Genomic DNA, 21088 nt, shown 5'->3' with positions numbered 1-21088 from the left:
TTGCGCCAGGGGCTTCGTCTATTCCGGGGCACACCGGTGAGGCGGCGGACGCCCGCTGACCTTGACATGCCCCGCCCGGAAGGGGTGTACGCCTGTGCCCGCACTTGTGCTGCTCGGTGCTCAGTGGGGTGACGAGGGCAAGGGAAAGGCCACCGACCTCCTCGGTGGATCCGTTGACTATGTAGTGCGTTACCAGGGCGGCAACAACGCCGGCCACACCGTCGTCGTCGGCGACCAGAAGTACGCGCTGCATCTTCTCCCTTCCGGAATCCTCTCCCCGGGGTGCACCCCGGTGATCGGAAACGGTGTCGTCGTCGACCCGGCGGTCCTGCTCTCCGAGCTGAGCGGGCTGAACGAGCGCGGCGTCGACACGTCCAAGCTCCTCATCAGCGGCAACGCGCATCTCATCACGCCGTACAACGTCACACTCGACAAGGTGACGGAACGGTTCCTCGGGAAGCGCAAGATCGGCACGACCGGCCGCGGTATCGGCCCGACCTACGCGGACAAGATCAACCGCGTCGGCATCCGGGTCCAGGACCTGTACGACGAGTCGATCCTCAACCAGAAGGTCGAGGCGGCGCTGGAGGGCAAGAACCAGCTCCTCGCCAAGCTGTACAACCGCCGCGCGATCGACGCCGCCCAGATCGTCGAGGAGATGCTCCAGTACGCGGAGCAGATCAAGCCGTACGTCGCCGACACCACCCTGATCCTCAACCAGGCGCTGGACGACGACAAGGTCGTGCTCTTCGAGGGCGGCCAGGGCACCCTGCTCGACGTCGACCACGGCACATACCCCTTCGTCACCTCCTCGAACCCGACCGCGGGCGGCGCCTGCACCGGCGCCGGTGTGGGCCCGACGAAGATCAGCCGGGTCATCGGCATCCTCAAGGCGTACACCACCCGCGTCGGCGCCGGCCCGTTCCCGACGGAGCTGTTCGACGAGGACGGCGAGGCGCTGCGCCGCATCGGCGGCGAGCGCGGTGTCACCACCGGCCGTGACCGTCGCTGCGGCTGGTTCGACGCGGTCATCGCCCGCTACGCGACCCGCGTCAACGGGCTGACCGACTTCTTCCTCACCAAGCTCGACGTGCTGACGGGCTGGGAGCAGATCCCGGTCTGTGTCGCGTACGAGATCGACGGCAAGCGCGTCGAGGAGCTGCCGTACTCGCAGACGGACTTCCACCACGCGAAGCCGGTCTACGAGATGCTCCCGGGCTGGTCCGAGGACATCAGCAAGGCCAAGACCTTCGCCGACCTGCCGAAGAACGCGCAGGCGTACGTGAAGGCCCTGGAGGAGATGTCGGGCGCTCCGATCTCCGCGATCGGCGTCGGCCCCGGCCGGACCGAGACGATCGAGATCAACTCGTTCCTGTAAGCGGTGACGCGTTCCCGCAGGCGGTGACGTGGAAGGGCCCGCACCCCGGTCTTCCCGGGGTGCGGGCCCTTGCTCGTCGTCAGGCGTCCAGCTGGGTGTTCCGGCCGACCTTCTCCCAGGCCGCGAGGTCCCCGCGGACCTGCTCCAGGTGCGCGTAGATCGTGTCGATCGAGTCCTCGCCGAGTGCGAGCCGCAGCGGCGTCTCCTCCGCGTCGAGGGCCGCCAGGACCGCCGCCGCCGCCTTCGCGGGGTCGCCGGCCTGGGTGCCGCTGCCGGTCTCCACGTAGCGGCGGGTCGCACCCACCGTGTCCGCGTAGTCGGCGATCCCGTCCTCGCTCAGGCTGTGGTTGCCGAACAGGCTCGTACGGAAGGCGCCCGGCTCCACGATCAGGACGTCGATGCCGAGCGGGCGCACCTCGGCGGCCAGCGCCTCCGACATCCCCTCCAGGGCGAACTTGGTGGCGCTGTAGGCACCGAAACCAGCCATCGACATCTGCCCGCCCACGCTGCTGAGCTGCACGATCGCCCCCGAGCGGCGCGCCCGCATGTGCGGCAGGACCGCGCGGGTCAGCGCCGCCGGGCCGAAGACGTGCACGTCGAACAGCGAGCGCAGCTCGGCGTCGCCGGTCTCCTCGACCGAACCGACGTGGGTGCGGCCGGCGTTGTTCACCAGGACGTCGATACGGCCGTGGCGCGCCGCGATGTCACCCACGACCGCGTCGATCGCCGCCGTGTCGGTGACGTCGAGGGCGACAGCCTCGACCTGGTCGGGGTGGGCGGCCACCAGGTCGTCCAGCGTCCCCACGCGGCGGGCGGCGGCCACGACGACATCGCCGGCCCCGACGGCGGCCTCGGCGAAGGCGCGTCCGAAGCCGCTGTTCGCGCCGGTGATCAGCCAGACCTTGCTCATGCCCGTACTCCCTCGTTCGTTCTCGCGGTGTCACAACAAGCGTGCGGGACAAGGGTGTTGCCCGTCCAAGGTTCATCGTGATAACCCATGGTTATGGACGTGCACGGGCGGGACCTGAGGTACTTCGTCGCCGTGGCCGAGGAGCTCCACTTCACCCGGGCCGCCGAGCGGCTCTACGTCTCCCAGCCGGCGCTCAGCAAGCAGATCAGGGCCCTGGAGCGGCAGCTCGGCGTGGTGCTCTTCGACCGCGACCGGCAGGGCGTGCGTCTGACCCCGGTCGGTACGGCCCTGCTGCCGCACGCCCGCGCGGTGCTCGCCGCGGGGGAGGAGGCCTGGGCCGTGGTCCGCGGCGCCAAGGAGGCCGCGAGCAGCACGCTGGTCGTCGGGATGAGTACGAGCCCCGGCCGGGGCGGTCTGCTGCCCGCGATCCGCTCCCGCTTCACCGAGGCGCATCCCGGAGCCCGGCTGAAGCTGCGCCAGGTGGGCTGGGAGGACCCGACGGCCGGTCTCGCCGACGGGACGAGCGATGTCGCCTTCGTCTGGCTGCCGTTGGCCGGATCCGAGCGGTACCGCTGGGTGGTGGTCGCCACCGAACCACGGCTGGTCGCGCTGCCCGAGACCCACCCGCTGGCCGGCCGCGAGAGCGTCGACTTCGCCGAGCTGCTCGACGAGCCGTTCCTCGCCCTCCCGGCGGCCACCCCCGAACTGCGCGACCACTGGCTGGCCCTCGACGCCCGCGACGGGCGCCCCCCGGTGGTCGGCGCCGAAATCGCCAGTACGGACGAGACGTACGAGGCACTCGTCGACGGCCTCGGCGTCTGTCTGGTGGCCGCGGGCAACGCGCCGCTGCTCACCAGGGGCGGGGTCGTCACCCTGCCCGTCCACGGCCTGACACCGACCCGGTTCGCTCTCGCCTGGCGCGCCGACGACACCCGTGGACTCGTCCGCGCCTACGCGAAGGCCGCGGCCGAAACCCGCTCCTGAGCCGCCAACCGGCTTGTGGTGTCGGTGGGGCGCGTGCTTAATGGCTCTTCATCGCGTGACAAGGGCCCACGTCAGGGGGAGAGATGGACGAGACCACAGGGACACCGCTGCCGCCACCACCGCCACCGCCACCGCCTCATGCTCCGCCCGCTCCGGCGGCCGGGTACGTGAGCGGTATCGACGTGCGGGTCAGCAAGCGGCTGCTCTGGGTCGGCGGAGCCTGCTACCCGCTGCAGAACATCGCCCGCGTCTACACCTTCATGCTGCACCCGCGGCGCAAGGACGCCGTCGTCCGCTGTCTGAAAAGGATCGCGTTCACGGTCCTCACGGCGATCGGTCTCAGCCTGATCGCCGCGATCTCGCGCTTCGACTCCGGTGACGGCGAGGGGGTTCTCGACTTCGTCTGGGTCTGCGCCGTCGGCTTCCTGCTCTACGCCGTCGGGGACATGATCTCCGTACTCATCGCGAAGTCCCACTTCGTCCTCGCCTGCGAGACCTCCGGCCCCTCGATCGCCCTGGTCACCTCCCGGAACCCGGGCCAGCTGCACGAACTCGTCCGCTCCATCGCCCACGCGATCGAGAATCCGGAGGCGGAGTTCCAGGTACGGGTGGAGACCCTGACGATCAGCCCCAGCAACTACTACTTCGGGGACAACGTCAACATGTACGGCGGCAACGGCAACACCGGAGTGAGCAACTCATGAGCGGCGACCACTACTACGGGCCCACCGTCAACATGTACGGAGGTCAGGGGAACCAGGGCATCGTCAACTACGGGACGACACCCTCCCCGACCCTGGACTCGGCCGTCCAGGAACTGCTCCGGCTCCTCCAGGACCTGCGCGCCCAGGTGCCTCCGCTCGCGGCCCAGTCCATCGACGAGGCGCTCCCGGCCCTCGCCCCCGCCGCCGACGTACCGCCGAGGGAACGCCACCGCGCCCTCATGGCGGTCGCGGGCATCGCGGCGACGGCGGGCGCGATCGGCCAGCCCGTCCTCGACTCCGTCCGCGCCCTCCTCGAACTGCTGGGAGCCTAGGTCGTGTCCGTAAACCCTCGCCCCGCCCTTCGGGCGGACGGCGGTGCTTTGCGGACACTCCTCAGCGGCGGTAGTACTCGCCGGGCTCCGCGTCGGCCATCGGGTAGAGGCGCAGGCGCTCGCGGCCCTCGAAGCGGTCGATGATCAGGTAGCCGGACGTGCCGGTGGCTTCGCAGTCGCGGTCGGAGGATTCCGGGTCGGAGGTCGTAGGGCCGATGATCAGCGGGGTGCCTGCGCCGGCGAGGAGGGCCGTCGAGGTGCAGCTGACGGAGTCGGCGGTGGCGTTGCCCTCGTCGTCCTGGCGGGGGAAGCCGCGCAGGAAACTGATCAGGGGGGCGCCGATCGGGCCCTGGGTGATCGTCACCTCGTCGGTGTAGCGGTCGACGTCGGGGCCGAAGACCTCGGGGTCGGGTTCCGTCTTCCAGGAGCCGACGAACGCCGTCGGCACGATGTTCGCGCCGGTCCGCGCCTTGCGGAAGGTGGCCTTCGCGGCCCCCGAGGTCCACTCCAGGACGTCGGGGGAGCGCAGGGTGAGCGTCTGATGGGCGGCCGGGACGCAGCGCTGGGCGGGGATGCTGGTGGTCACGTCGGACTCGCCCAGGACCACCTTGTCCTCGTCGGCCGACACGAGGCGGGAGCGCCCCATGCAGAGCCGCTCGTCGTTCACCTGGACGTAGACGGCGGTCTTCGCGCCGGCCGCCCCCTGGCTGATCTCGATCCGGGCCGTCTCCCGGGGATGGTCGGAGGAACCGCGCTGGACGCCCTCCCAGGCCCCGATGAACGCGGCGGGGACGATCCCGGCCGGGCGTGCCGACACGTCACCGGTCTGGCCGCGGGGGCGGTTCTTCTGCTCGTCGGTGCCCGTGGAGGGGTCCGGCCAGAAGACGTACGTCACAGAGGCCGCCACGGCCATGGCGAGCGCGGCGGCGGCCGCGATCAGCCCGGTGCGGCGCGGCCGGGGCGGCTTCGGGGCCGGTACGGGTGTGGGGTCGCCGCCCGCCGCGTCGGCGCTGGTCGCCTCCGCCGCGGCCTCCGCCTCCAGGAGCTGGGCCGCGTGGCGGCCGAGGCGGGTCAGGACCTCGGCCGGCAGCCACGGGTCGGGGACGGTGATCGCCGCGACGAGCTCGCCCGCAGAGGGCCGGGCGGCGGGGTCCTTGGCGAGACAGGCCCGTACCAGACCGCTGAGCTCGGGCGCGAGGCCGGTCAGGTCGGGCTCGTCGTGGGCGATGCGGAACATCGTGGCGTGGACGCCGCTGTCCGCCGTACCGAACGGGGAGCGGCCGGTCGCCGCGTACACGAGGACCGAGCCGAGGCAGAAGATGTCCGAGGCCGGAGTCAGTTTCTCGCCCCGGACCTGCTCCGGGGACATGAAGCCGGGGGAGCCGACCACCGCGCCGGTGCTGGTCAGCCCGCCGTCGGTGACGGTGTCGACGGCGCGGGCGATGCCGAAGTCGATGATCCGGGGGCCGTCGACCGTCAGCAGGACATTGGAGGGCTTGAGGTCGCGGTGGACGAGCCCGGCCTGGTGTACATAGGTGAGTGCCGCCGCGAGTCCGGCCGCCAGCGCCCGTACGGTCGTGGCGGGCAGCGGCCCGAACTCGTCGCCCACCACGGCCCGCAGCGACGGTCCGGCGACGTAGCCGATGGCCACCCAGGGTGCTTCGGCCGCCGTGTCGGAACCGAGCACCGGGGCCGTGCCCGTGCCGCCGACCCGCTCCAGGGCGGCGACCTCACGGGCGAACCGGCGCCGGAACTCGTCCTGCGCCGCCAGCTCCGTGTGCACGACCTTCACCGCGACCGTCCGGCCGCCCGACGAACGCGCCAGGAACACCCGGCCCATCCCGCCGACGCCGAGTCGGCCGAGCAGGCGGAACGGACCGATGCTGACCGGGTCTTCCGCGTTCAATGGCTCCACGTCGAAAGAGGATGCCAGACGGCCCCCGCCGGTTCTCACCCTTGTTCCCGGCCTTCACCGCGGATCCGCGGACCCTTGGGCGTAGCGAGGCGGGGTTCCGGCGACGGATGACCGCGCGGGTACGGACGCCCGTGCGGGGCAGGGGGCGGTGCCGCGCGCCGCCACCAGGGGTTCTCCGTTCGTTCAGGTGGCCGGACAGCGGTTGCCGGGGGTGGGGAGCGTGGGTGTAATGGCGACGAGGGGGCCCGTCGGAGAGGAACCCCATGCGTGTCGTCGAAGTGACCGCCTACGGCGGCCCCGAGGTTCTGCGGATGGCCCGCCGGCCCGAGCCCGAGCCCGGCGAGATCCCCGGTCGGGTACGCGTGCGTCTGAAGGCGGCCTCCGTGAACCAGGAGGACCTGAAGATCCGCTCCGGTGGGCGGGCCGCCGCTCTCGGTGACCTCATGCCGCCGTTCGTCCTCGGCTCCGACTTCGCGGGCACGCTCCTGGACCCGGTGGCCGGGCTGCCGGCGGGAACCCGCGTGGCCGGGTTCGTGCCCTGGATGGAGACGGGCGGCCAGGGCACCTATGCGGAGATCATCCTGGTCGAGCCGGAGTGGCTCGCCCCGATCCCGGACGACGTGGACTTCACGGCGGCGGCGTCGCTGCCGCTGTCCTCCCTGACGGCTCGACAGGCGATCGACCACATGGGGCTCCCTTCGGGCTCGACCGTGCTCGTCACGGGCGCGAGTGGCGTGGTGGGGCGGTTCGCGGTGCAGCACGCGGTGGCGGACGGCCTCCGGGTGGTCGCTCTCGGCCTCCCGGGCGACGAGTACGAACTCGGTGTGCTCGGCGCCGGGCACGTCCTGCCCGTGCCCCGGGGCGCGCCGGCGGACGTGATCACGGACGCGCTGACGTCCGTCCCGGAACAGGTGGACGGCGTCTTCGACGCGGCGCTGATCGGCGACCCCCTGCTGCCGACCCTGAAGGACGACGGTGTCTTCGTCTCGGCCTTGCAGGAGCGGATGCCCGTCACCGAGCGGGGCATCTCGGTCTCGGCGGTGCGGGGCAGGCCGGACCGCGCGCGGTTGAAGGAGATGCTGGAGCAGGTGGCGGCCAGGAAGCTGATGACCCGGGTGGCGGACGTCATGCCGTTGGAGGAGGCGGCGGAGGCCCACCGCAGGGTGGAGGCGGGCCATCGGCCGGGCCGTCTCGTCCTCCTGATCTGAGCCGGGACCGAAGCCGCCGTCGGGCGGGAGACGACACCCGTGTGGTCCAGCGGGGTGCCGTCCCCCGCCCGACCGCTGAACCGGGCCGGCGCCGCACCTGATGGAGCCGCGGCCAAGACCGAACGGGCCCTGCCGACATTTCCGTTGGAGCGCACACCCGACCGATGACGAAGCGGACGGGCGGGTGTCACAAAAGCTGGTCTAGACCTTGACAGGTCCAGACCAAGGGCGCTTGGCTGGCCTTCCCCCACGGAAGGACCAGCGCATGCTGCGACGCCTGCTCATCCTCATGTCGGCTCTCTGTACCGCCGTCGGACTCGCCGTGTTCCTGCCCGCCACCACGGCCGGCGCGGCGCCCGCCTGTGTGACGGCATGGAACTCCTCCAGCGTCTACACCGGCGGCATGACCTCCTCGTACAACGGCCACAACTGGTACGCGAAGTGGTGGACCCAGAACGAACGCCCCGGCACCTCCGACGTCTGGCGCGACGAGGGCACCTGCGGCGGCGGTACGACCCCGACGCCCAGCCCCTCCGGATTCGTCGTCAGCGAGGCCCAGTTCAACCAGATGTTCCCGAGCCGGAACTCCTTCTACACGTACAGCGGCCTGACGGCTGCCCTCGGCGCGTACCCGGCCTTCGCGAACACCGGCAGCGACACCGTGAAGAAGCAGGAGGCCGCGGCCTTCCTCGCCAACGTCAGCCACGAGACCGGCGGCCTGGTCCACATCGTCGAGCAGAACACCGCCAACTACCCGCACTACTGCGACAGCGGCCAGCCGTACGGCTGCCCCGCCGGCCAGGCCGCCTACTACGGCCGCGGCCCCATCCAGCTCTCGTGGAACTTCAACTACAAGGCCGCGGGCGACGCTCTCGGCATCGACCTCCTCAACAACCCCTACCGCGTCGAGCGTGAGGCGGCCGTCGCCTGGAAGACCGGCCTCTGGTACTGGAACACCCAGAACGGCCCCGGCACGATGACCGGTCACAACGCCATGGTCAACGGCGCGGGCTTCGGCCAGACGATCCGCTCGATCAACGGCGCGCTGGAGTGCGACGGCAAGAACCCGGCGCAGGTCCAGAGCCGGGTGAGCAAGTACCAGCAGTTCACCCAGATCCTGGGCGTGCCGACGGGCGCGAACCTGTACTGCTGACATCCCTTTACGCCCCGGGTGGACGCGCCGGTTCCCGGGACCCTCGGCACAGGGCCCCGGGAACCGCTGTGTTCGTCAGTACTTGTTGACGAAGCCCCACCAGCTCGCGCCGCTCCTCTGGCAGTAGCCCGAGGTCGCGGGCGTGCCGGCGATGTGGCGCTGGACACCGGTATTGCACTGCGCCTCGGTCGAGTACGACGACAGGCAGCGGTAGCCCGCTCGGGGCGCCGGTGAGGTGGGCGGGGGCGGGCAGGACATGATCACGACATCGGACACCGACGCCTGTCCCGGCGTGGACGCTGCGGGAGCGGCCTGCGCCGGAGCGGCCATGGCGCCCAGCGCGAGCACGGCACCCACCCCGGCGCTCGCGAACAACGTGCGAACCATCATGCTGAGTGACTCCTCCGTCGCTTGGGTCCCGGGGTTCCGGGGCCCGACGGGGCGCCACTCTGGTCGCCTGACGGGAGCGGGCGAAAGGCCCTTCGCCGTCCGGGACATGTACGCCGGTGTCCCGGACGCGGCTCGGACCTGTTCGGGACACCTTCTGTACGTCAGCCCTGCGGGTTCGTGCACCCGCTGCTGCTGCGCAGCGCCGTCTGCGAGCTGCTCTCCGGATGACACCATGCCGGCCAGGCCCGCATGGGTTCACCCTCACGTTACGGAGATGTCCTCCGCCACCCTCTCCAGCGCCGCCGACAGCCGTTCCAGGACCCGTACCGTCTCCTCGAACGCCTGGAGCCCGCCCAGCTCCTCCGTCAGGCGCGCCGCGAGGTCCGCGTGGCCCGGGTCGATGCGGCTGATCGCCGCGCGGCCCTCGGGGGTCGGGGTGAGGAGCTTGGCGCGGCGGTGGGCGGGGTTCGGTTCGTACGCCGCGAGGCCCTGGTTCACCAGGAGGTCGGCGATCCGCTGGACGCTCTGGCGGGTGATGCCCATGACCCGGGCGATCCCGGCGACGGGCAGGGGCTCGCGCAGGACGGCGCCCAGGACCTGCCACCAGGCCGCCGTCAGACCGGCCGGTTCGGCCAGCTTCTCGGACACGGCGAGAAACTGGCCGTTCAGGCGGAACACGCCGAGCGCGGTGCGGGAGAGGGCGTTCTGCTGCTCACGGCTCACGAGCCGTCTTCTTCTTCGGCGTTGAGGGTCTCGTACGCGGCCGGGTCCGAGTCGTGGAAGAGGCGGTACCAGGCGTCGAGCTTCTCGCCCTCGAAGGCGCCCATGTTTCCCAGCACCTCGCGGGCGAACGCCACGGGTTCGGTGGGTCCGGCCGTGATCAGGTCGCCGGTGCCGTCACCGCCCTTGTCCGTGACCGCGTCCGTGTCGACGTAGTGCTCGCCGCCCTTGTAGCCGGTGGCGGCGAGGTAGAAGGAGACGGCGCTCGTGTGCGCGCGGTCGTCGAGGAGGCCCTCGCGGGCGAGGCCGGCGGTGGCGCCGCAGATCGCCGCGACCGGGACACCGGAGTCGAGGAGCGTGCGGGCCTTGGCCGCGAAGGGCGCGAGTTCGTCCCCGGTGTCCCAGAGGTCGCCCCCCGGGAGGATCAGGAGCGCGGTGTCCTCGGGCCGCAGCTCTTCGAGGGCGAGATCCGGGGTGATGCGCAGGCCGCCGATGGTGGTGACCGGCTCGGTGGTGGGGCCGACCGTACGGATCTCGTAACCGGCGCGGGCGAGCCAGGCGGTGGCGTGGCCGGTCTCCCAGTCGGCGAGGGCGTCGTAGACGGCGAGGTGGACGGTGCGGGACATCGTGGGCTCCTGAGGTGGTCGGGTGCCGTTCGTGCCTGATCGGTGGCGCCGTGTCGGTGCCGTGTCGTGCCGTTCCATGCCTTATGACAGAAGGCTGTCATTACGACAGCTTACTGTCAAGAGTCGAAATCCGGAATCCTCTGCCCACAACGTGTCGCGTCGGGGTCGGTCTCGGTGGACAAGATGGTCATGGCCGCTCCGACCTGCGCATCCTTACCCTGGCCCCATGACCCCTCATGTCGAACCCGACCCCCAGACCGGCGCTGCCGTGAAGGCCGCCGACCGTGCGCACGTGTTCCACTCCTGGTCCGCCCAGGGCCTGATCGACCCGCTCGCCGTCGCCGGCGCCGAAGGTTCGTACTTCTGGGACTACGACGGCAACCGCTACCTCGACTTCACCAGCGGCCTCGTCTACACCAACATCGGCTACCAGCACCCCAAGGTCGTCGCCGCCATCCAGGAGCAGGCCGCGAAGCTCACCACCTTCGCGCCCGCCTTCGCCATCGACGTACGCTCCGAGGCCGCACGCCTCATCGCCGAGCGCACCCCCGGTGACCTGGACAAGATCTTCTTCACCAACGGCGGCGCCGAGGCCGTCGAGAACGCCGTCCGGATGGCCCGTCTGCACACGGGCCGCCACAAGGTGCTCTCCGCCTTCCGCTCGTACCACGGCGCCACCTCCACCGCGATCAACCTGACCGGTGACCCGCGCCGCTGGGCCTCCGACACCGGCTCCGCCGGCGTCGTGCGCTTCTGGGCGCCGTTCCTCTACCGCTCGCCGTTCTACGCCGAGAACGAGCAGCAGGAGTGCGAGCGCGCCCTCGCGCACCTGGAGGACACCATCGCCTTCGAGGGCCCGGCCACCATCGCCGCGATCATCCTGGAGACCGTCCCCGGCACCGCCGGCATCATGACCCCGCCGCCCGGCTACCTCGCCGGCGTCCGCGAGATCTGCGACAAGTACGGGATCGTCTTCGTCCTCGACGAGGTCATGGCCGGCTTCGGCCGTACCGGCGCGTGGTTCGCCGCCGAGCACTTCGACGTCGTGCCCGACCTGATCACCTTCGCCAAGGGCGTGAACTCGGGGTACGTACCGCTCGGCGGTGTCGCCATCAGCGCCGAGATCGCCGCCACCTTCGACAAGCGGCCCTATCCGGGCGGTCTCACCTACTCCGGGCACCCGCTGGCCTGCGCCGCCGCCGTCGCCACCCTCCAGGTCATGGAGGAGGAGAAGGTCGTCGAGCACGCCGCCCACATCGGCGAGACCGTCCTCGGCCCCGGCCTGCGCGAGCTCGCCGAGCGTCACCCCTCGGTCGGCGAGGTGCGCGGCCTGGGCGTGTTCTGGGCGCTCGACCTCGTCAAGAACAAGGAGACGCGCGAGCCGCTCGTCCCGTACAACGCGGCCGGTGAGGCCAACGCCCCCATGGCGGCCTTCGGCGCGGCGGCCAAGAAGCACGGCCTGTGGCCCTTCATCAACATGAACCGGACCCACGCCGTCCCCGCCTGCAACGTCTCCGAGGCCGAGGCCAAGGAGGGCCTCGCCGCCCTCGACGCGGCGCTGAGCGTGGCCGACGAGCACACCGCGTAACGCGTACGCGGGGGTTTCCCTCCGTCTGGTCTAGGGTGTCCCGGAACCGGACGGAGGGGGCCGACCATCATGCCCGCGAGCGGAGCTGTCACCCGCAACACCCTGCGGCAGCAGATCGCGGACGCGCTGCGTGACGAAGTCCTCGCTGGGCGTCTGGGGCCGGGGGAGGAATTCACCGTCAAGCAGATCGCCGAGCAGTACGGCGTGTCCGCGACCCCCGTGCGCGAAGCCCTCGTCGACCTCTCCGCGCAGGGGCTCCTCGACTCCGACCAGCACCGCGGCTTCCGGGTGCACCAGTTCTCGGTCGACGACTACCGCGGGATGGTCGAGGCCCGCATGCTCGTCGTCGACGGCATCTTCCGCCGCCAGGTCTCCGCCCCACCCTCCGCCTCTTCAGAGCCCGACGTGGGGCGCGGGGTCGCGCTCGTCTCGGTGCGGCGCCGGGGCGAGGCGGCGGTACGGGCGGCCCGCGCCGGGGATCTGGACATCCTCATCGGGTACGACATCCGCTACTGGCGCGAGTTGGCACGGCTGGTCTCCGCCAACGACTACATCGCCGACTTCCTGCACCGCCTCCGCGTCCAGGCGTGGGTCTTCTCCGTGCCGTATCTGCGCTCCGACCGGGATGTGGTCGGCTGGCTGTGGAGCGGGCACGTGGATCTCGTCGACGCGCTGACGCTCGGCGACGCGGACGCGGCGATCGCGGTCGTACGGGAGTACAACACGCAGTCGCTGGAGTGGGCGGACCGGCTGGAGCGGCTCGCCCGGTGAACCACCGGGCGAACCCGCGAGGTGAACACGGCGGGTTGACCGGGGGCGCCGAGGGGCAGGTCACCAGCGGGTGTGCGACGCCGACCGCGCCGACTACCCTGGCCGTCCCTGCAACTGACGGAGAGCGAGCCTCCCTTGGCCTGTGACCTGTGGCTGGTCCCCCTCGTCGACGTGCTGTGCCACAGCCCCGACAACCCCTTCGCCGAAGAGATCGCCGCCTACGACCAGGCCCTCACCGAGGCCGGAATGCCCACCGTCCCCGTCTTCGCCTACATGCCGGGGCTCTCCGGTGATGTGGCGCCCGTCGCCGGGTTCGACTACGACGCCCTGCACTTCCTTCGCCGTGCCTACCTGCTGCGGATGTGCGGTCTCGCCGTCGAACCGGTCGACGAGCTCGGTGGTGACTACGAACAGCTCCTGGAGATGTTCGAGGCGACCGCCCAGCAGTCCCACCTGGTCTGGCACTACGACCACGCCGGCGCGTACGTCCCGGTGGACTTCCCGGCACCGCTCTTCAACGACGAACTGCTCGAGGGCGGTGGGCCGCTGGGCTCCTCGCACGGGCTGCTGCGTGAGCTGGAGTTCGTCGCGCCCTCGATCGGGATCGACCCGGCCAACCCGCCGGCCGCGCCGCTGCCGCCCGAGCGGCCGACCGCGCTAGAGGAACCGGCCGGACCCATCGCGTACGACGACAGTCCCTTCGCGCGCGAGCGTCATGTGTGGCTGGGGCTGCACGCGGCGGCCACGAGGAGCCTCGGGCAGGGCTCGATGATCATCCTCAGCTGATCCGCGCCCGTTCGCCGCTGATTCGTCCCCGCGGCGTGCTGCCCCGTGCTGCCCCCGTGCCGCCGCGGTGCTCCTGAGGCCCGCCCCCGGGTCCGGGGGCGGCCCTTCAGCGGGGCTCCGGCGGCCTCTGGCGCGGCATGTTCGGGCGGGTGCCCGGCGGCAGCGGGAAGCGGGCCGATGCGGGTGGGCCGCCCTCCGGGCGGGACGGGCCCGCGCCCACCGACTGGAGGGCCAGCGTCGCCGGGCCGGAGCGGAACTCCACCATCCAGTCCGCCGTCTCCGCCCGCACCAGCTCCGTCACGTCCTCCGAGAACCGGCGCAGCACCCCCAGGCACCGCTCCGCCGCCTCGCTCGCCGTCCCCTCCGTCGGCCCGAGGACCTCGCGGACGCTCTCCGAGGCCCAGTCGAACTGCAGTGCCTGCAGTCGGCGCTGCACGGCCTGCGCGGTCGCCACGTCCCTTATCCAGCCGGACGTCAGCCCGAAGTACCGGTCGCACGCCATGCACGCGGCACCGAGCAGCAGGGAGAGGTACCCCCACCCGGCCGCGCCGTCCGCGACCCCCGTGAGGTCGAGCAGCGGCAGCGCCGCGCCCGCGATGACGCCGAGCGCCGTACCGATCCGCAGCACACGTGCGCAGCGGCGCTTCCATACCCGGTCGGACAGGTACCACTCCGCCGTACGCAGCGCGTTGGACTCGACCCAGCGGTACAGCTCGTCCAGACGCTCCGCGGGCTCGCCCCAGTCGCCGAGCGGGAACGGCGTCCCGGTCAGATCGCGGCTCGCGGCGGCGCCTCCGGGCTGTCCCGCCGGCGGGTGCGGCGGCTGCATCTCCGGCTGCTGGCTCACCGGGGCACTCCTCTGTTCAGCTCGGCGCTCATGTCCTTCTGTGACCTGCGGTGCACGTGGTGCCTGCCCTTCCTACCGCCGAATGGTGGGCTGTGGACCCGGAATCCCGGTATTTCCGCCCGCAAGGGGGCCTTGATCAGGTAGAGGAGCCCGCAGTTTCTCACTCGAAAGAGTTGTGCGGCAGCGGCGGCATGGACCACGTAGGCTCGGCGTACCGAACAGTCGTCAGCGAAGACACCAGGAGTGAGTGACCGTGATCCCCGGTGGTGGCCAGCCCAACATGCAGCAGCTCCTCCAGCAGGCCCAGAAGATGCAGCAGGACCTCGCGCGCGCCCAGGAGGAGCTCGCCGCGACCGAGGTCGAGGGGCAGGCGGGCGGCGGCCTGGTGACGGCGACGGTCACCGGCTCCGGCGAGCTGCGCGGCCTGGTGATCGACCCCAAGGCCGTCGACCCGGAGGACACCGAGACGCTGGCCGATCTGGTGGTGGCCGCGGTCCAGGCCGCCAACGACAACGCGCAGCAGCTGCAGCAGGCCAAGCTCGGCCCGCTGACGCAGGGCCTCGGCGGAATGCCGGGCCTGGGCTTCTAAGCCGCCCCGGCAGCCACTACCGTAAGAATCAAGCACTCCCCGGAAGGGCGTTCCGTTGTACGAAGGCGTGGTTCAGGACCTCATCGACGAACTGGGCAGGCTGCCCGGCGTCGGTCCCAAGAGCGCGCAGCGGATCGCCTTCCACATCCTCCAGGCCGAGCCGACGGACGTGCGCCGTCTCGCGCACGCGCTCCTGGAGGTCAAGGAAAAGGTCAGGTTCTGCGCGGTCTGCGGCAACGTGGCGCAGCAGGAGCAGTGCAACATCTGCCGCGATGCGCGCCGGGACCTGTCGGTCATCTGTGTGGTCGAGGAGCCGAAGGACGTCGTGGCGATCGAGCGGACGCGTGAGTTCCGCGGGCGCTACCACGTGCTCGGCGGCGCGATCAGCCCGATCGAGGGCGTCGGCCCGGACGACCTGCGCATCCGTGAGCTGCTCACGCGGCTCGCGGACGGCACGGTCACCGAGCTGATCCTGGCGACCGACCCGAATCTGGAGGGCGAGGCCACCGCGACGTACCTGGCGCGGATGATCAAGCCCATGGGACTGAAGGTCACGCGTCTCGCGAGCGGTCTCCCGGTCGGCGGCGATCTGGAGTACGCGGACGAGGTCACGCTGGGCCGTGCCTTCGAGGGGCGGCGCCTGCTAGATGTATGACGACAGGGCCGACACGGCTCGTGCGCTCACTCGTGAGCACAAGGGAGGCACCCTCGATGTCTGACGCCACGCTGCACTCCATCACGCAGGATCCGGACGACTTCGCGGTCCAGATCGCCGACTCGATCGAGTCCTTCATCGTGGCCACCACAGAAGTGGCCAAGGGCGACGAGCCCGACAGTGCGGTGCCGTTCCTGCTCCTGGAGATCTCCCAGCTGCTGCTCGCGGGCGGCCGCCTGGGAGCGCACGAGGACATCCTTCCGGACGAGCGGTACGAGCCGGACACGGGCCCTGACGTGGACGTCGACGAGCTGCGGATGCGGTTCGCGGTGCTCCTGGAGCCGGTGGACGTCTTCTCGGAGGTCTTCGACCCTTACGAGCCGCGCAAGGCGCCGGTCCCCTGCCGGATCTCCGACAACCTCGCCGACATCGTCACGGACCTGCGCCACGGCCTGGCGCACTACCGGGCCGGCCGGACGACCGAGGCGCTGTGGTGGTGGCAGTTCTCGTACTTCTCCAACTGGGGACCGACCGCGTCCGGGACGCTGCGTGCCCTGCAGTCCCTGGTCTCCCACGTCCGCCTCGACCAGCCGCTGGCGGAGCTGGACGGCCTCGACATCGACGAGGACCTGGCGGAGGACGACCTGGCGGAGGAGGCGGGCCGGGTCATGGCGCAGGAGATCGCGGCGCCGCTGGGCCTCGGAGCCCTGAAGGGCTCGCTGAAGGGATCCTGAGGGTTCCTGCGGGGTCCCGGGCCACCTGTGTGCGGGGCCCACGTCCTGTGACCCCTCCCACACCTTCGCGTACCGCGCTCTCCTCGGGGCAGGGGGTCGACCACGGGCAGTCCGGGCCAGCGGCCGTGATCACGTTCTGAGCGGGACATCTCAGGATGTGATATACGGTCGGCGATTCCGGGCTGCTCGTTAGACTGAGCCGACCGCAGTGATGACTGCGGCAGAGACCGAGCGAGGAGCGCACGTGGGCCTTGTCGTGCAGAAGTACGGAGGCTCCTCCGTTGCCGATGCCGAGGGCATCAAGCGCGTCGCCAAGCGGATCGTGGATGCCAAGAAGAACGGCCACCAGGTGGTCGTCGTGGTTTCCGCGATGGGCGACACGACGGACGAGTTGATCGATCTCGCCGAGCAGGTATCCCCGATCCCTGCCGGGCGTGAATTCGACATGCTGCTGACCGCGGGAGAGCGGATCTCCATGGCCCTGCTGGCCATGGCGATCAAAAACCTGGGCCACGAGGCCCAGTCCTTCACGGGCAGCCAGGCCGGTGTCATCACCGACTCGGTCCACAACAAAGCGCGCATCATCGATGTCACGCCGGGCCGGATCCGTACCGCCCTCGACGAGGGCAACATCGCGATCGTGGCCGGCTTCCAGGGCGTGTCCCAGGACAAGAAGGACATCACCACGCTGGGGCGTGGCGGTTCCGACACCACGGCCGTGGCGCTGGCCGCCGCGCTCGACGCCGAGGTCTGCGAGATCTACACCGACGTCGACGGTGTGTTCACGGCCGACCCGCGCGTGGTGAAGAAGGCGAAGAAGATCGACTGGATCTCCTTCGAGGACATGCTGGAGCTCGCCGCCTCCGGCTCCAAGGTGCTGCTGCACCGGTGCGTCGAGTACGCACGCCGTTACAACATCCCGATCCACGTCCGTTCGTCCTTCTCCGGGCTGCAGGGCACGTGGGTCAGCAACGAACCGCAAGGGGACCGCAAGGTGGAGCAGGCCATCATCTCCGGTGTCGCCCACGACACCTCCGAGGCGAAGATCACCGTCGTCGGCGTGCCGGACAAGCCGGGCGAGGCAGCGGCCATCTTCCGGGCCGTCGCGGACGCCGAGATCAACATCGACATGATCGTGCAGAACGTGTCCGCCGCCTCCACCGGTCTGACGGACATCTCCTTCACCCTTCCCAAGGCGGAGGGCCGCAAGGCCATCGACGCCCTGGAGCGGGCGAAGGGCGCGATCGGCTTCGACTCGCTGCGCTACGACGACCAGATCGGCAAGATCTCGCTGGTCGGCGCCGGTATGAAGACGAACCCGGGCGTCACCGCCTCCTTCTTCCAGGCGCTGTCCGACGCGGGTGTGAACATCGAGCTGATCTCGACCTCCGAGATCCGTATCTCGGTCGTCACCCGTGCGGACGATGTGAACGAGGCCGTCACCGCCGTCCACACCGCCTTCGGTCTGGACAGCGACTCGGACGAGGCCGTCGTCTACGGCGGCACCGGCCGGTGACGTGCCGCCGATGAACCGCAAGCCGACGCTCGCGGTCGTGGGAGCGACCGGAGCCGTCGGCGCGGTCATGCTCCAGCTCCTGTCGCAGCACGCCGACGTCTGGGGCGACATCCGACTCGTCGCCTCCCCCCGCTCGGCCGGCCGCAAGCTGGCCGTGCGCGGGGAGGAGACCGAGGTCCTCGCGCTGAGCGAGGACGTCCTGGAGGGCGTCGACCTCGCCCTCTTCCTCGCGCCCGAGGACGTGGCGGCGCAGTGGGCGCCGATCGCCGCGGCCAAGGGCGCGGTGGTCGTGGACACCTCTGTGGCGTTCCGGGCGGATCCGGACGTGCCGCTGGTGGTCCCCGAGATCAATCCCCACGCGGTACGGGTACGGCCGCGCGGGATCGTCGCGAGCCCCGGCTGCTCCACGCTGGCGCTGATCGTCGCCGTGGGCGCCCTGCACGCCGAGTTCGGCGTCGGGGAGCTGGTGGTGACCGCCCAGCAGGCCGCGAGCGGCGGCGGGCAGGCGGGTGTCGCCGCCCTGCGGGAGCAGCTGTCGCTGGTGGCCGGGACCGAGCTCGGCAACCGTCCCGGTGATGTGCGGCGGGCCGTCGGCGACGCCACCGGGCCCTTCCCCGGGCCGGTCGCCCTCAACGTGCTCCCCTGGTCCGGGACGCCGATGGAGGACGGCTGGTCCTCCGAAGAGCTGCGCATCCGCGCGGAGACCCGCAAGATCCTCGGCCTTCCCGGCCTGCCGGTCGCCGCCACCTGCGTGCGCGTACCGGTGATGACGGCGCACTCCGTCTCCGTCCACGCGCGATTCGAGCGCCCGGTCACGGTGGCGCACGCGCACGAGATCCTGGCGACCACGCCGGGTGTGGTGCTCTACGACGATCCGGCCGCGGGCGGCTTCCCCACCCCCGCCGACGTCGTGGGCACGGACCCCACCTGGGTGGGGCGGGTCCGCCGCTCGATGGACGACGAGCGGGCGCTCGAGTTCTTCGTCTGCGGCGACAACCTGCGCAAGGGCGCGGCGCTGAACGCCCTGCAGATCGCCGAGTCCGTCATCCGGCCGGATCGGGGAGATCGAGCGGAGCGTCCGGAAATCGGCGTCGGCTGACCGTTCGTTTTGTAGGATCGGTGAAGTCCCTGTGATCAAGTCACCAGCAAAACGCTCTTGAACTGGGGCGATGCCATGTTCGAGGATGCTTTTCCCCCTTACTGCAACCGGTAGTTGGGCGGGGTGCGTCTCTGCGGGCGCCTATGCGGTGTGCCGCACGACGTGCGGCGAAAACGGGGCATTGGGGAAGAGCGTGTGCGCATGAGGGCGAACTGCACACCGTCAAAGACGGTGGCGTACGCGTACAACCCTGACGGGGGGAAGCGTGTCCAACAGGCGTGGCAGAGGTACTCGACATCGCAGCGGTGGTCCCGCTCCGCGGCGTGCGCCCGCTCAGGCGCCCGCGTCCGGCCGGCGGCATGCCGGTGATCGCCCCCATGCCCGCCAGAACCCGGACGGCCGGGGTGACCGGCATCCCGTCGCCGCGCGCGGGCGCTGACGACACCATGGCCTCCGACGCCACCACGGCCGCGGGCACCACCGTCGACCATCTGACCGAGACCTACCGCGCGCACTACCGCTCACTGCTCGGTCTCGCCGCGCTGCTCCTCGACGACACGGCCTCCTGCGAGGACGTGGTCCAGGAGGCGTTCATCCGCGTCCACTCCGCCCGTAACAGGGTGAGGGACCCGGAGAAGACGCTCGCCTATCTGCGCCAGACGGTCGTCAACCTCTCGCGCTCCGCGCTGCGGCGCCGCATCCTCGGTCTCAAGCTGCTCTCCAAGCCGATGCCGGACATGGCGAGCGCAGAGGAGGGGGCGTACGACCAGCTGGAGCGGGACGCGCTCATCAAGGCGATGCGCGGGCTCCAGCGGCGGCAGCGCGAGGTGCTGGTCCTGCGGTACTTCGCGGACATGACGGAGGCCCAGGTCGCCGAGACGCTGGGCATATCCCTGGGTTCTGTGAAGGCGTACGGCTCGCGTGGCATCGCGGCGCTGCGCGTCGCGATGGAGGCGACGGCATGAGCTCCGACGGCATGAGCTCCGGCGGCATGAGCTCCGGCGGTACGGAACCCGGCGGTACGGAACCCGGCGGTACGAGTGGGCTGCCCGACGGCGAACGCGACGACATGGGACACGAGATTGTGAACGACGGGCCGGACAAGGCGAGGGCCGAGGACCGCCCAGGAGGCGACGGCCCCCTCGGGGACGAGGAAGGGCAGGGCCTCTTCGCCGGCGAGGAGCCGGCGCTGCGGCGCCTGCTCCAGGGCGCGGTGGCGGACCTCCAGCCCTCCGAGGGCGCGCTCGACCATCTGCGCCGTGCGGTGCCCGCGCGGCGCGCACGCAAGCGGCAGGCCCTCGTCGGCGTCGCCGCGGCGGCGGTGCTGATCGGCACCGCGGTGCCGGCGTTCGTGCACGTGGCCAACTCGGGCGGCATCGTCGCCGACCAGCCGGTGAACGCCGGTCACGGCCAGCAGGCGCAGGGCGGTACGGGCACCGGCGCCGAGACCGGTGTCGAGGGCGGCGAGAAGACCGCGGCCACGCCGACCGGCGCCGCGAGCCCGAGCCAGGGCGAGGTCGCGGGCGGGGGCCGGCCCACCGAGGCCGTGACGGACAAGACCGGCGGCGCGGGCTCCGACGCGACGGAGCCGGCGGAGTCCCTGCCGGAGTCCTCGCCGGTGTGCGAGGCGGGCCAGCTCGGCGTCAGCTCCGTCCAGGCGGGCAGCCCCGACGCGGAGGGGAAGGTCTACGGCACCTTCCGCATCGCCAACATCTCCGGCACGGACTGCGTGGTGAGCGGCGCCGGCAGCGTCGGCTTCCAGACGCACGGAGCGGCGGACCCGTCCAAGATCTCGGTCGTGGAGCACGCGGCCGGAGACCCGGCGAGCGGACTGCCCGACCCCTCGCAGGAATCCCCCACGCTGGTCCTGAAGCCGGACAACGCCTACGAGGTGCGGTTCGCCTGGGTGCCCACGGAGACCTGCCCGACCACGGGCACCTCCCCGGACCCCAGTACGACCCCCGACGGCGGTGGCACCTCGGCAGGGAGCGCGGGATCGAGCGGCACGGACTCGACGGGCGAGAACACGGCGCCCCAGCTGGTCACCGAGGACGGGACACCGGCGGACGGCTCCGTCGCCGTCAGCCACACCGCGGAGCCGGGCAGCCCCGCGGCCGCGACGACGATCCCGAACGCCTGCGCCGGAACGATCTACCGCACCGGAGTGCTGGACGCGTCGTAGC

The 21088-nt window shown here is 71.2% G+C and carries 22 protein-coding genes; 16 read left to right on the top strand and 6 right to left on the bottom strand.

Features of this window, described 5'->3' with window-relative positions; translation table 11 throughout:
- Window positions 1-94 precede the first annotated feature (94 nt).
- Complete coding sequence (locus J7E93_RS11425; protein ID WP_215068078.1) at window positions 95-1378, top strand: adenylosuccinate synthase; 1284 nt, start codon at window positions 95-97, stop codon at window positions 1376-1378.
- Between the two features lie 79 nt (window positions 1379-1457).
- Here the strand turns inward: J7E93_RS11425 and J7E93_RS11420 are convergent, their stop codons facing one another.
- Window positions 1458-2288: an oxidoreductase gene (locus J7E93_RS11420; protein WP_215068076.1), complete on the bottom strand. Its 831-nt coding sequence runs from the start codon at window positions 2286-2288 to the stop codon at window positions 1458-1460.
- Between the two features lie 87 nt (window positions 2289-2375).
- On the opposite strand from J7E93_RS11420, the gene J7E93_RS11415 reads away from it, so the two are divergent.
- The 3 genes from J7E93_RS11415 (at window position 2376) to J7E93_RS11405 (ending at window position 4308) form a co-directional block, all read left to right on the top strand.
- Window positions 2376-3272, top strand: coding sequence for a LysR family transcriptional regulator (locus J7E93_RS11415; protein WP_215068074.1), 897 nt, complete (start codon window positions 2376-2378; stop codon window positions 3270-3272).
- A gap of 167 nt (window positions 3273-3439) precedes the next feature.
- The gene (locus J7E93_RS11410; protein ID WP_215068071.1) at window positions 3440-3976 is read left to right on the top strand and encodes a DUF6232 family protein; all 537 of its coding nucleotides are present in this window, start codon (window positions 3440-3442) and stop codon (window positions 3974-3976) included.
- Window positions 3973-4308: a hypothetical protein gene (locus tag J7E93_RS11405; protein WP_215068069.1), complete on the top strand. Its 336-nt coding sequence runs from the start codon at window positions 3973-3975 to the stop codon at window positions 4306-4308. Before J7E93_RS11410 ends, J7E93_RS11405 begins: the two co-directional genes overlap by 4 nt.
- A gap of 61 nt (window positions 4309-4369) precedes the next feature.
- On the opposite strand, the gene J7E93_RS11400 is transcribed toward J7E93_RS11405, so the two are convergent.
- On the bottom strand, window positions 4370-6223 hold the full coding sequence (locus tag J7E93_RS11400) for a serine/threonine-protein kinase (protein ID WP_215068067.1): 1854 nt from the start codon (window positions 6221-6223) through the stop codon (window positions 4370-4372).
- A gap of 263 nt (window positions 6224-6486) precedes the next feature.
- On the opposite strand from J7E93_RS11400, the gene J7E93_RS11395 reads away from it, so the two are divergent.
- On the top strand, window positions 6487-7431 hold the full coding sequence (locus J7E93_RS11395) for an NADP-dependent oxidoreductase (RefSeq protein ID WP_215068065.1): 945 nt from the start codon (window positions 6487-6489) through the stop codon (window positions 7429-7431).
- A 265-nt stretch (window positions 7432-7696) separates the two neighbouring features.
- Complete coding sequence (locus tag J7E93_RS11390) at window positions 7697-8584, top strand: glycoside hydrolase family 19 protein (protein WP_215068063.1); 888 nt, start codon at window positions 7697-7699, stop codon at window positions 8582-8584.
- Window positions 8585-8659: 75 nt separating this feature from the next.
- Here J7E93_RS11390 and J7E93_RS11385 read toward each other — a convergent pair whose 3' ends face one another.
- The 3 genes from J7E93_RS11385 to J7E93_RS11375 form a co-directional block, all read right to left on the bottom strand.
- Entirely contained in the window at window positions 8660-8974 is a 315-nt protein-coding gene (locus tag J7E93_RS11385; protein ID WP_215068061.1) for a hypothetical protein, read from the bottom strand.
- Window positions 8975-9235: 261 nt separating this feature from the next.
- Complete coding sequence (locus tag J7E93_RS11380; protein WP_215068059.1) at window positions 9236-9697, bottom strand: MarR family winged helix-turn-helix transcriptional regulator; 462 nt, start codon at window positions 9695-9697, stop codon at window positions 9236-9238.
- Window positions 9694-10320 (bottom strand): DJ-1/PfpI family protein, encoded by a 627-nt coding sequence (locus J7E93_RS11375; RefSeq protein WP_215068057.1) that lies wholly within the window; start codon window positions 10318-10320, stop codon window positions 9694-9696. The genes J7E93_RS11380 and J7E93_RS11375 overlap by 4 nt, the downstream gene beginning before the upstream one ends.
- A gap of 226 nt (window positions 10321-10546) precedes the next feature.
- Between J7E93_RS11375 and J7E93_RS11370 the strand changes: the two genes are divergently transcribed.
- From J7E93_RS11370 to J7E93_RS11360, 3 genes are all read left to right on the top strand, one after another.
- Window positions 10547-11908, top strand: coding sequence for an aspartate aminotransferase family protein (locus tag J7E93_RS11370; protein ID WP_215068055.1), 1362 nt, complete (start codon window positions 10547-10549; stop codon window positions 11906-11908).
- A gap of 69 nt (window positions 11909-11977) precedes the next feature.
- On the top strand, window positions 11978-12679 hold the full coding sequence (locus tag J7E93_RS11365) for a GntR family transcriptional regulator (RefSeq protein WP_215068053.1): 702 nt from the start codon (window positions 11978-11980) through the stop codon (window positions 12677-12679).
- A gap of 135 nt (window positions 12680-12814) precedes the next feature.
- Window positions 12815-13465 carry a hypothetical protein gene (locus J7E93_RS11360; RefSeq protein WP_215068051.1) on the top strand — a complete coding sequence of 217 codons (651 nt, stop codon included), beginning with the start codon at window positions 12815-12817 and terminating at the stop codon, window positions 13463-13465.
- 106 nt (window positions 13466-13571) lie between these two features.
- On the opposite strand, the gene J7E93_RS11355 is transcribed toward J7E93_RS11360, so the two are convergent.
- Complete coding sequence (locus tag J7E93_RS11355) at window positions 13572-14294, bottom strand: SLATT domain-containing protein (RefSeq protein ID WP_251066414.1); 723 nt, start codon at window positions 14292-14294, stop codon at window positions 13572-13574.
- 271 nt (window positions 14295-14565) lie between these two features.
- Between J7E93_RS11355 and J7E93_RS11350 the strand changes: the two genes are divergently transcribed.
- From J7E93_RS11350 to J7E93_RS11320, 7 genes are all read left to right on the top strand, one after another.
- Complete coding sequence (locus J7E93_RS11350; protein WP_215068248.1) at window positions 14566-14901, top strand: YbaB/EbfC family nucleoid-associated protein; 336 nt, start codon at window positions 14566-14568, stop codon at window positions 14899-14901.
- 55 nt (window positions 14902-14956) lie between these two features.
- Window positions 14957-15556, top strand: coding sequence for a recombination mediator RecR (recR, locus tag J7E93_RS11345; protein WP_215068047.1), 600 nt, complete (start codon window positions 14957-14959; stop codon window positions 15554-15556).
- 56 nt (window positions 15557-15612) lie between these two features.
- Window positions 15613-16290: a DUF5063 domain-containing protein gene (locus tag J7E93_RS11340; RefSeq protein WP_215068046.1), complete on the top strand. Its 678-nt coding sequence runs from the start codon at window positions 15613-15615 to the stop codon at window positions 16288-16290.
- Window positions 16291-16534: 244 nt separating this feature from the next.
- Window positions 16535-17806: an aspartate kinase gene (locus tag J7E93_RS11335; RefSeq protein WP_215068044.1), complete on the top strand. Its 1272-nt coding sequence runs from the start codon at window positions 16535-16537 to the stop codon at window positions 17804-17806.
- A 10-nt stretch (window positions 17807-17816) separates the two neighbouring features.
- Entirely contained in the window at window positions 17817-18905 is a 1089-nt protein-coding gene (locus J7E93_RS11330) for an aspartate-semialdehyde dehydrogenase (protein WP_215068042.1), read from the top strand.
- A gap of 278 nt (window positions 18906-19183) precedes the next feature.
- Window positions 19184-19870, top strand: a complete 687-nt coding sequence (locus J7E93_RS11325; protein WP_215068035.1) for a SigE family RNA polymerase sigma factor — start codon at window positions 19184-19186, stop codon at window positions 19868-19870.
- Window positions 19867-21087, top strand: a complete 1221-nt coding sequence (locus tag J7E93_RS11320; protein WP_251066397.1) for a hypothetical protein — start codon at window positions 19867-19869, stop codon at window positions 21085-21087. The genes J7E93_RS11325 and J7E93_RS11320 overlap by 4 nt, the downstream gene beginning before the upstream one ends.
- Window position 21088 lies beyond the last annotated feature (1 nt).

Source organism: Streptomyces sp. ISL-36 (genome assembly GCF_018614205.1).
In the GTDB taxonomy this organism is placed as follows: domain Bacteria; phylum Actinomycetota; class Actinomycetes; order Streptomycetales; family Streptomycetaceae; genus Streptomyces.
The sequence above is the reverse complement of the archived record's forward strand: the minus strand, read 5'-3'. Positions and strand labels throughout refer to the sequence as shown.

Bases quoted from the DNA above. Each gene is read 5' to 3' on its own strand.
- J7E93_RS11420 (WP_215068076.1), bottom strand. From the start codon at position 2,288: ATGAGCAAGGTCTGGCTGATCACCGGCGCGAACAGCGGCTTCGGACGC.
- J7E93_RS11415 (WP_215068074.1), top strand. From the start codon at position 2,376: ATGGTTATGGACGTGCACGGGCGGGACCTGAGGTACTTCGTCGCCGTG.
- J7E93_RS11405 (WP_215068069.1), top strand. From the start codon at position 3,973: ATGAGCGGCGACCACTACTACGGGCCCACCGTCAACATGTACGGAGGT.
- J7E93_RS11395 (WP_215068065.1), top strand. From the start codon at position 6,487: ATGCGTGTCGTCGAAGTGACCGCCTACGGCGGCCCCGAGGTTCTGCGG.
- J7E93_RS11390 (WP_215068063.1), top strand. From the start codon at position 7,697: ATGCTGCGACGCCTGCTCATCCTCATGTCGGCTCTCTGTACCGCCGTC.
- J7E93_RS11385 (WP_215068061.1), bottom strand. From the start codon at position 8,974: ATGATGGTTCGCACGTTGTTCGCGAGCGCCGGGGTGGGTGCCGTGCTC.
- J7E93_RS11375 (WP_215068057.1), bottom strand. From the start codon at position 10,320: ATGTCCCGCACCGTCCACCTCGCCGTCTACGACGCCCTCGCCGACTGG.
- J7E93_RS11370 (WP_215068055.1), top strand. From the start codon at position 10,547: ATGACCCCTCATGTCGAACCCGACCCCCAGACCGGCGCTGCCGTGAAG.
- J7E93_RS11365 (WP_215068053.1), top strand. From the start codon at position 11,978: ATGCCCGCGAGCGGAGCTGTCACCCGCAACACCCTGCGGCAGCAGATC.
- J7E93_RS11355 (WP_251066414.1), bottom strand. From the start codon at position 14,294: ATGCAGCCGCCGCACCCGCCGGCGGGACAGCCCGGAGGCGCCGCCGCG.
- J7E93_RS11340 (WP_215068046.1), top strand. From the start codon at position 15,613: ATGTCTGACGCCACGCTGCACTCCATCACGCAGGATCCGGACGACTTC.
- J7E93_RS11330 (WP_215068042.1), top strand. From the start codon at position 17,817: ATGAACCGCAAGCCGACGCTCGCGGTCGTGGGAGCGACCGGAGCCGTC.
- J7E93_RS11320 (WP_251066397.1), top strand. From the start codon at position 19,867: ATGAGCTCCGACGGCATGAGCTCCGGCGGCATGAGCTCCGGCGGTACG.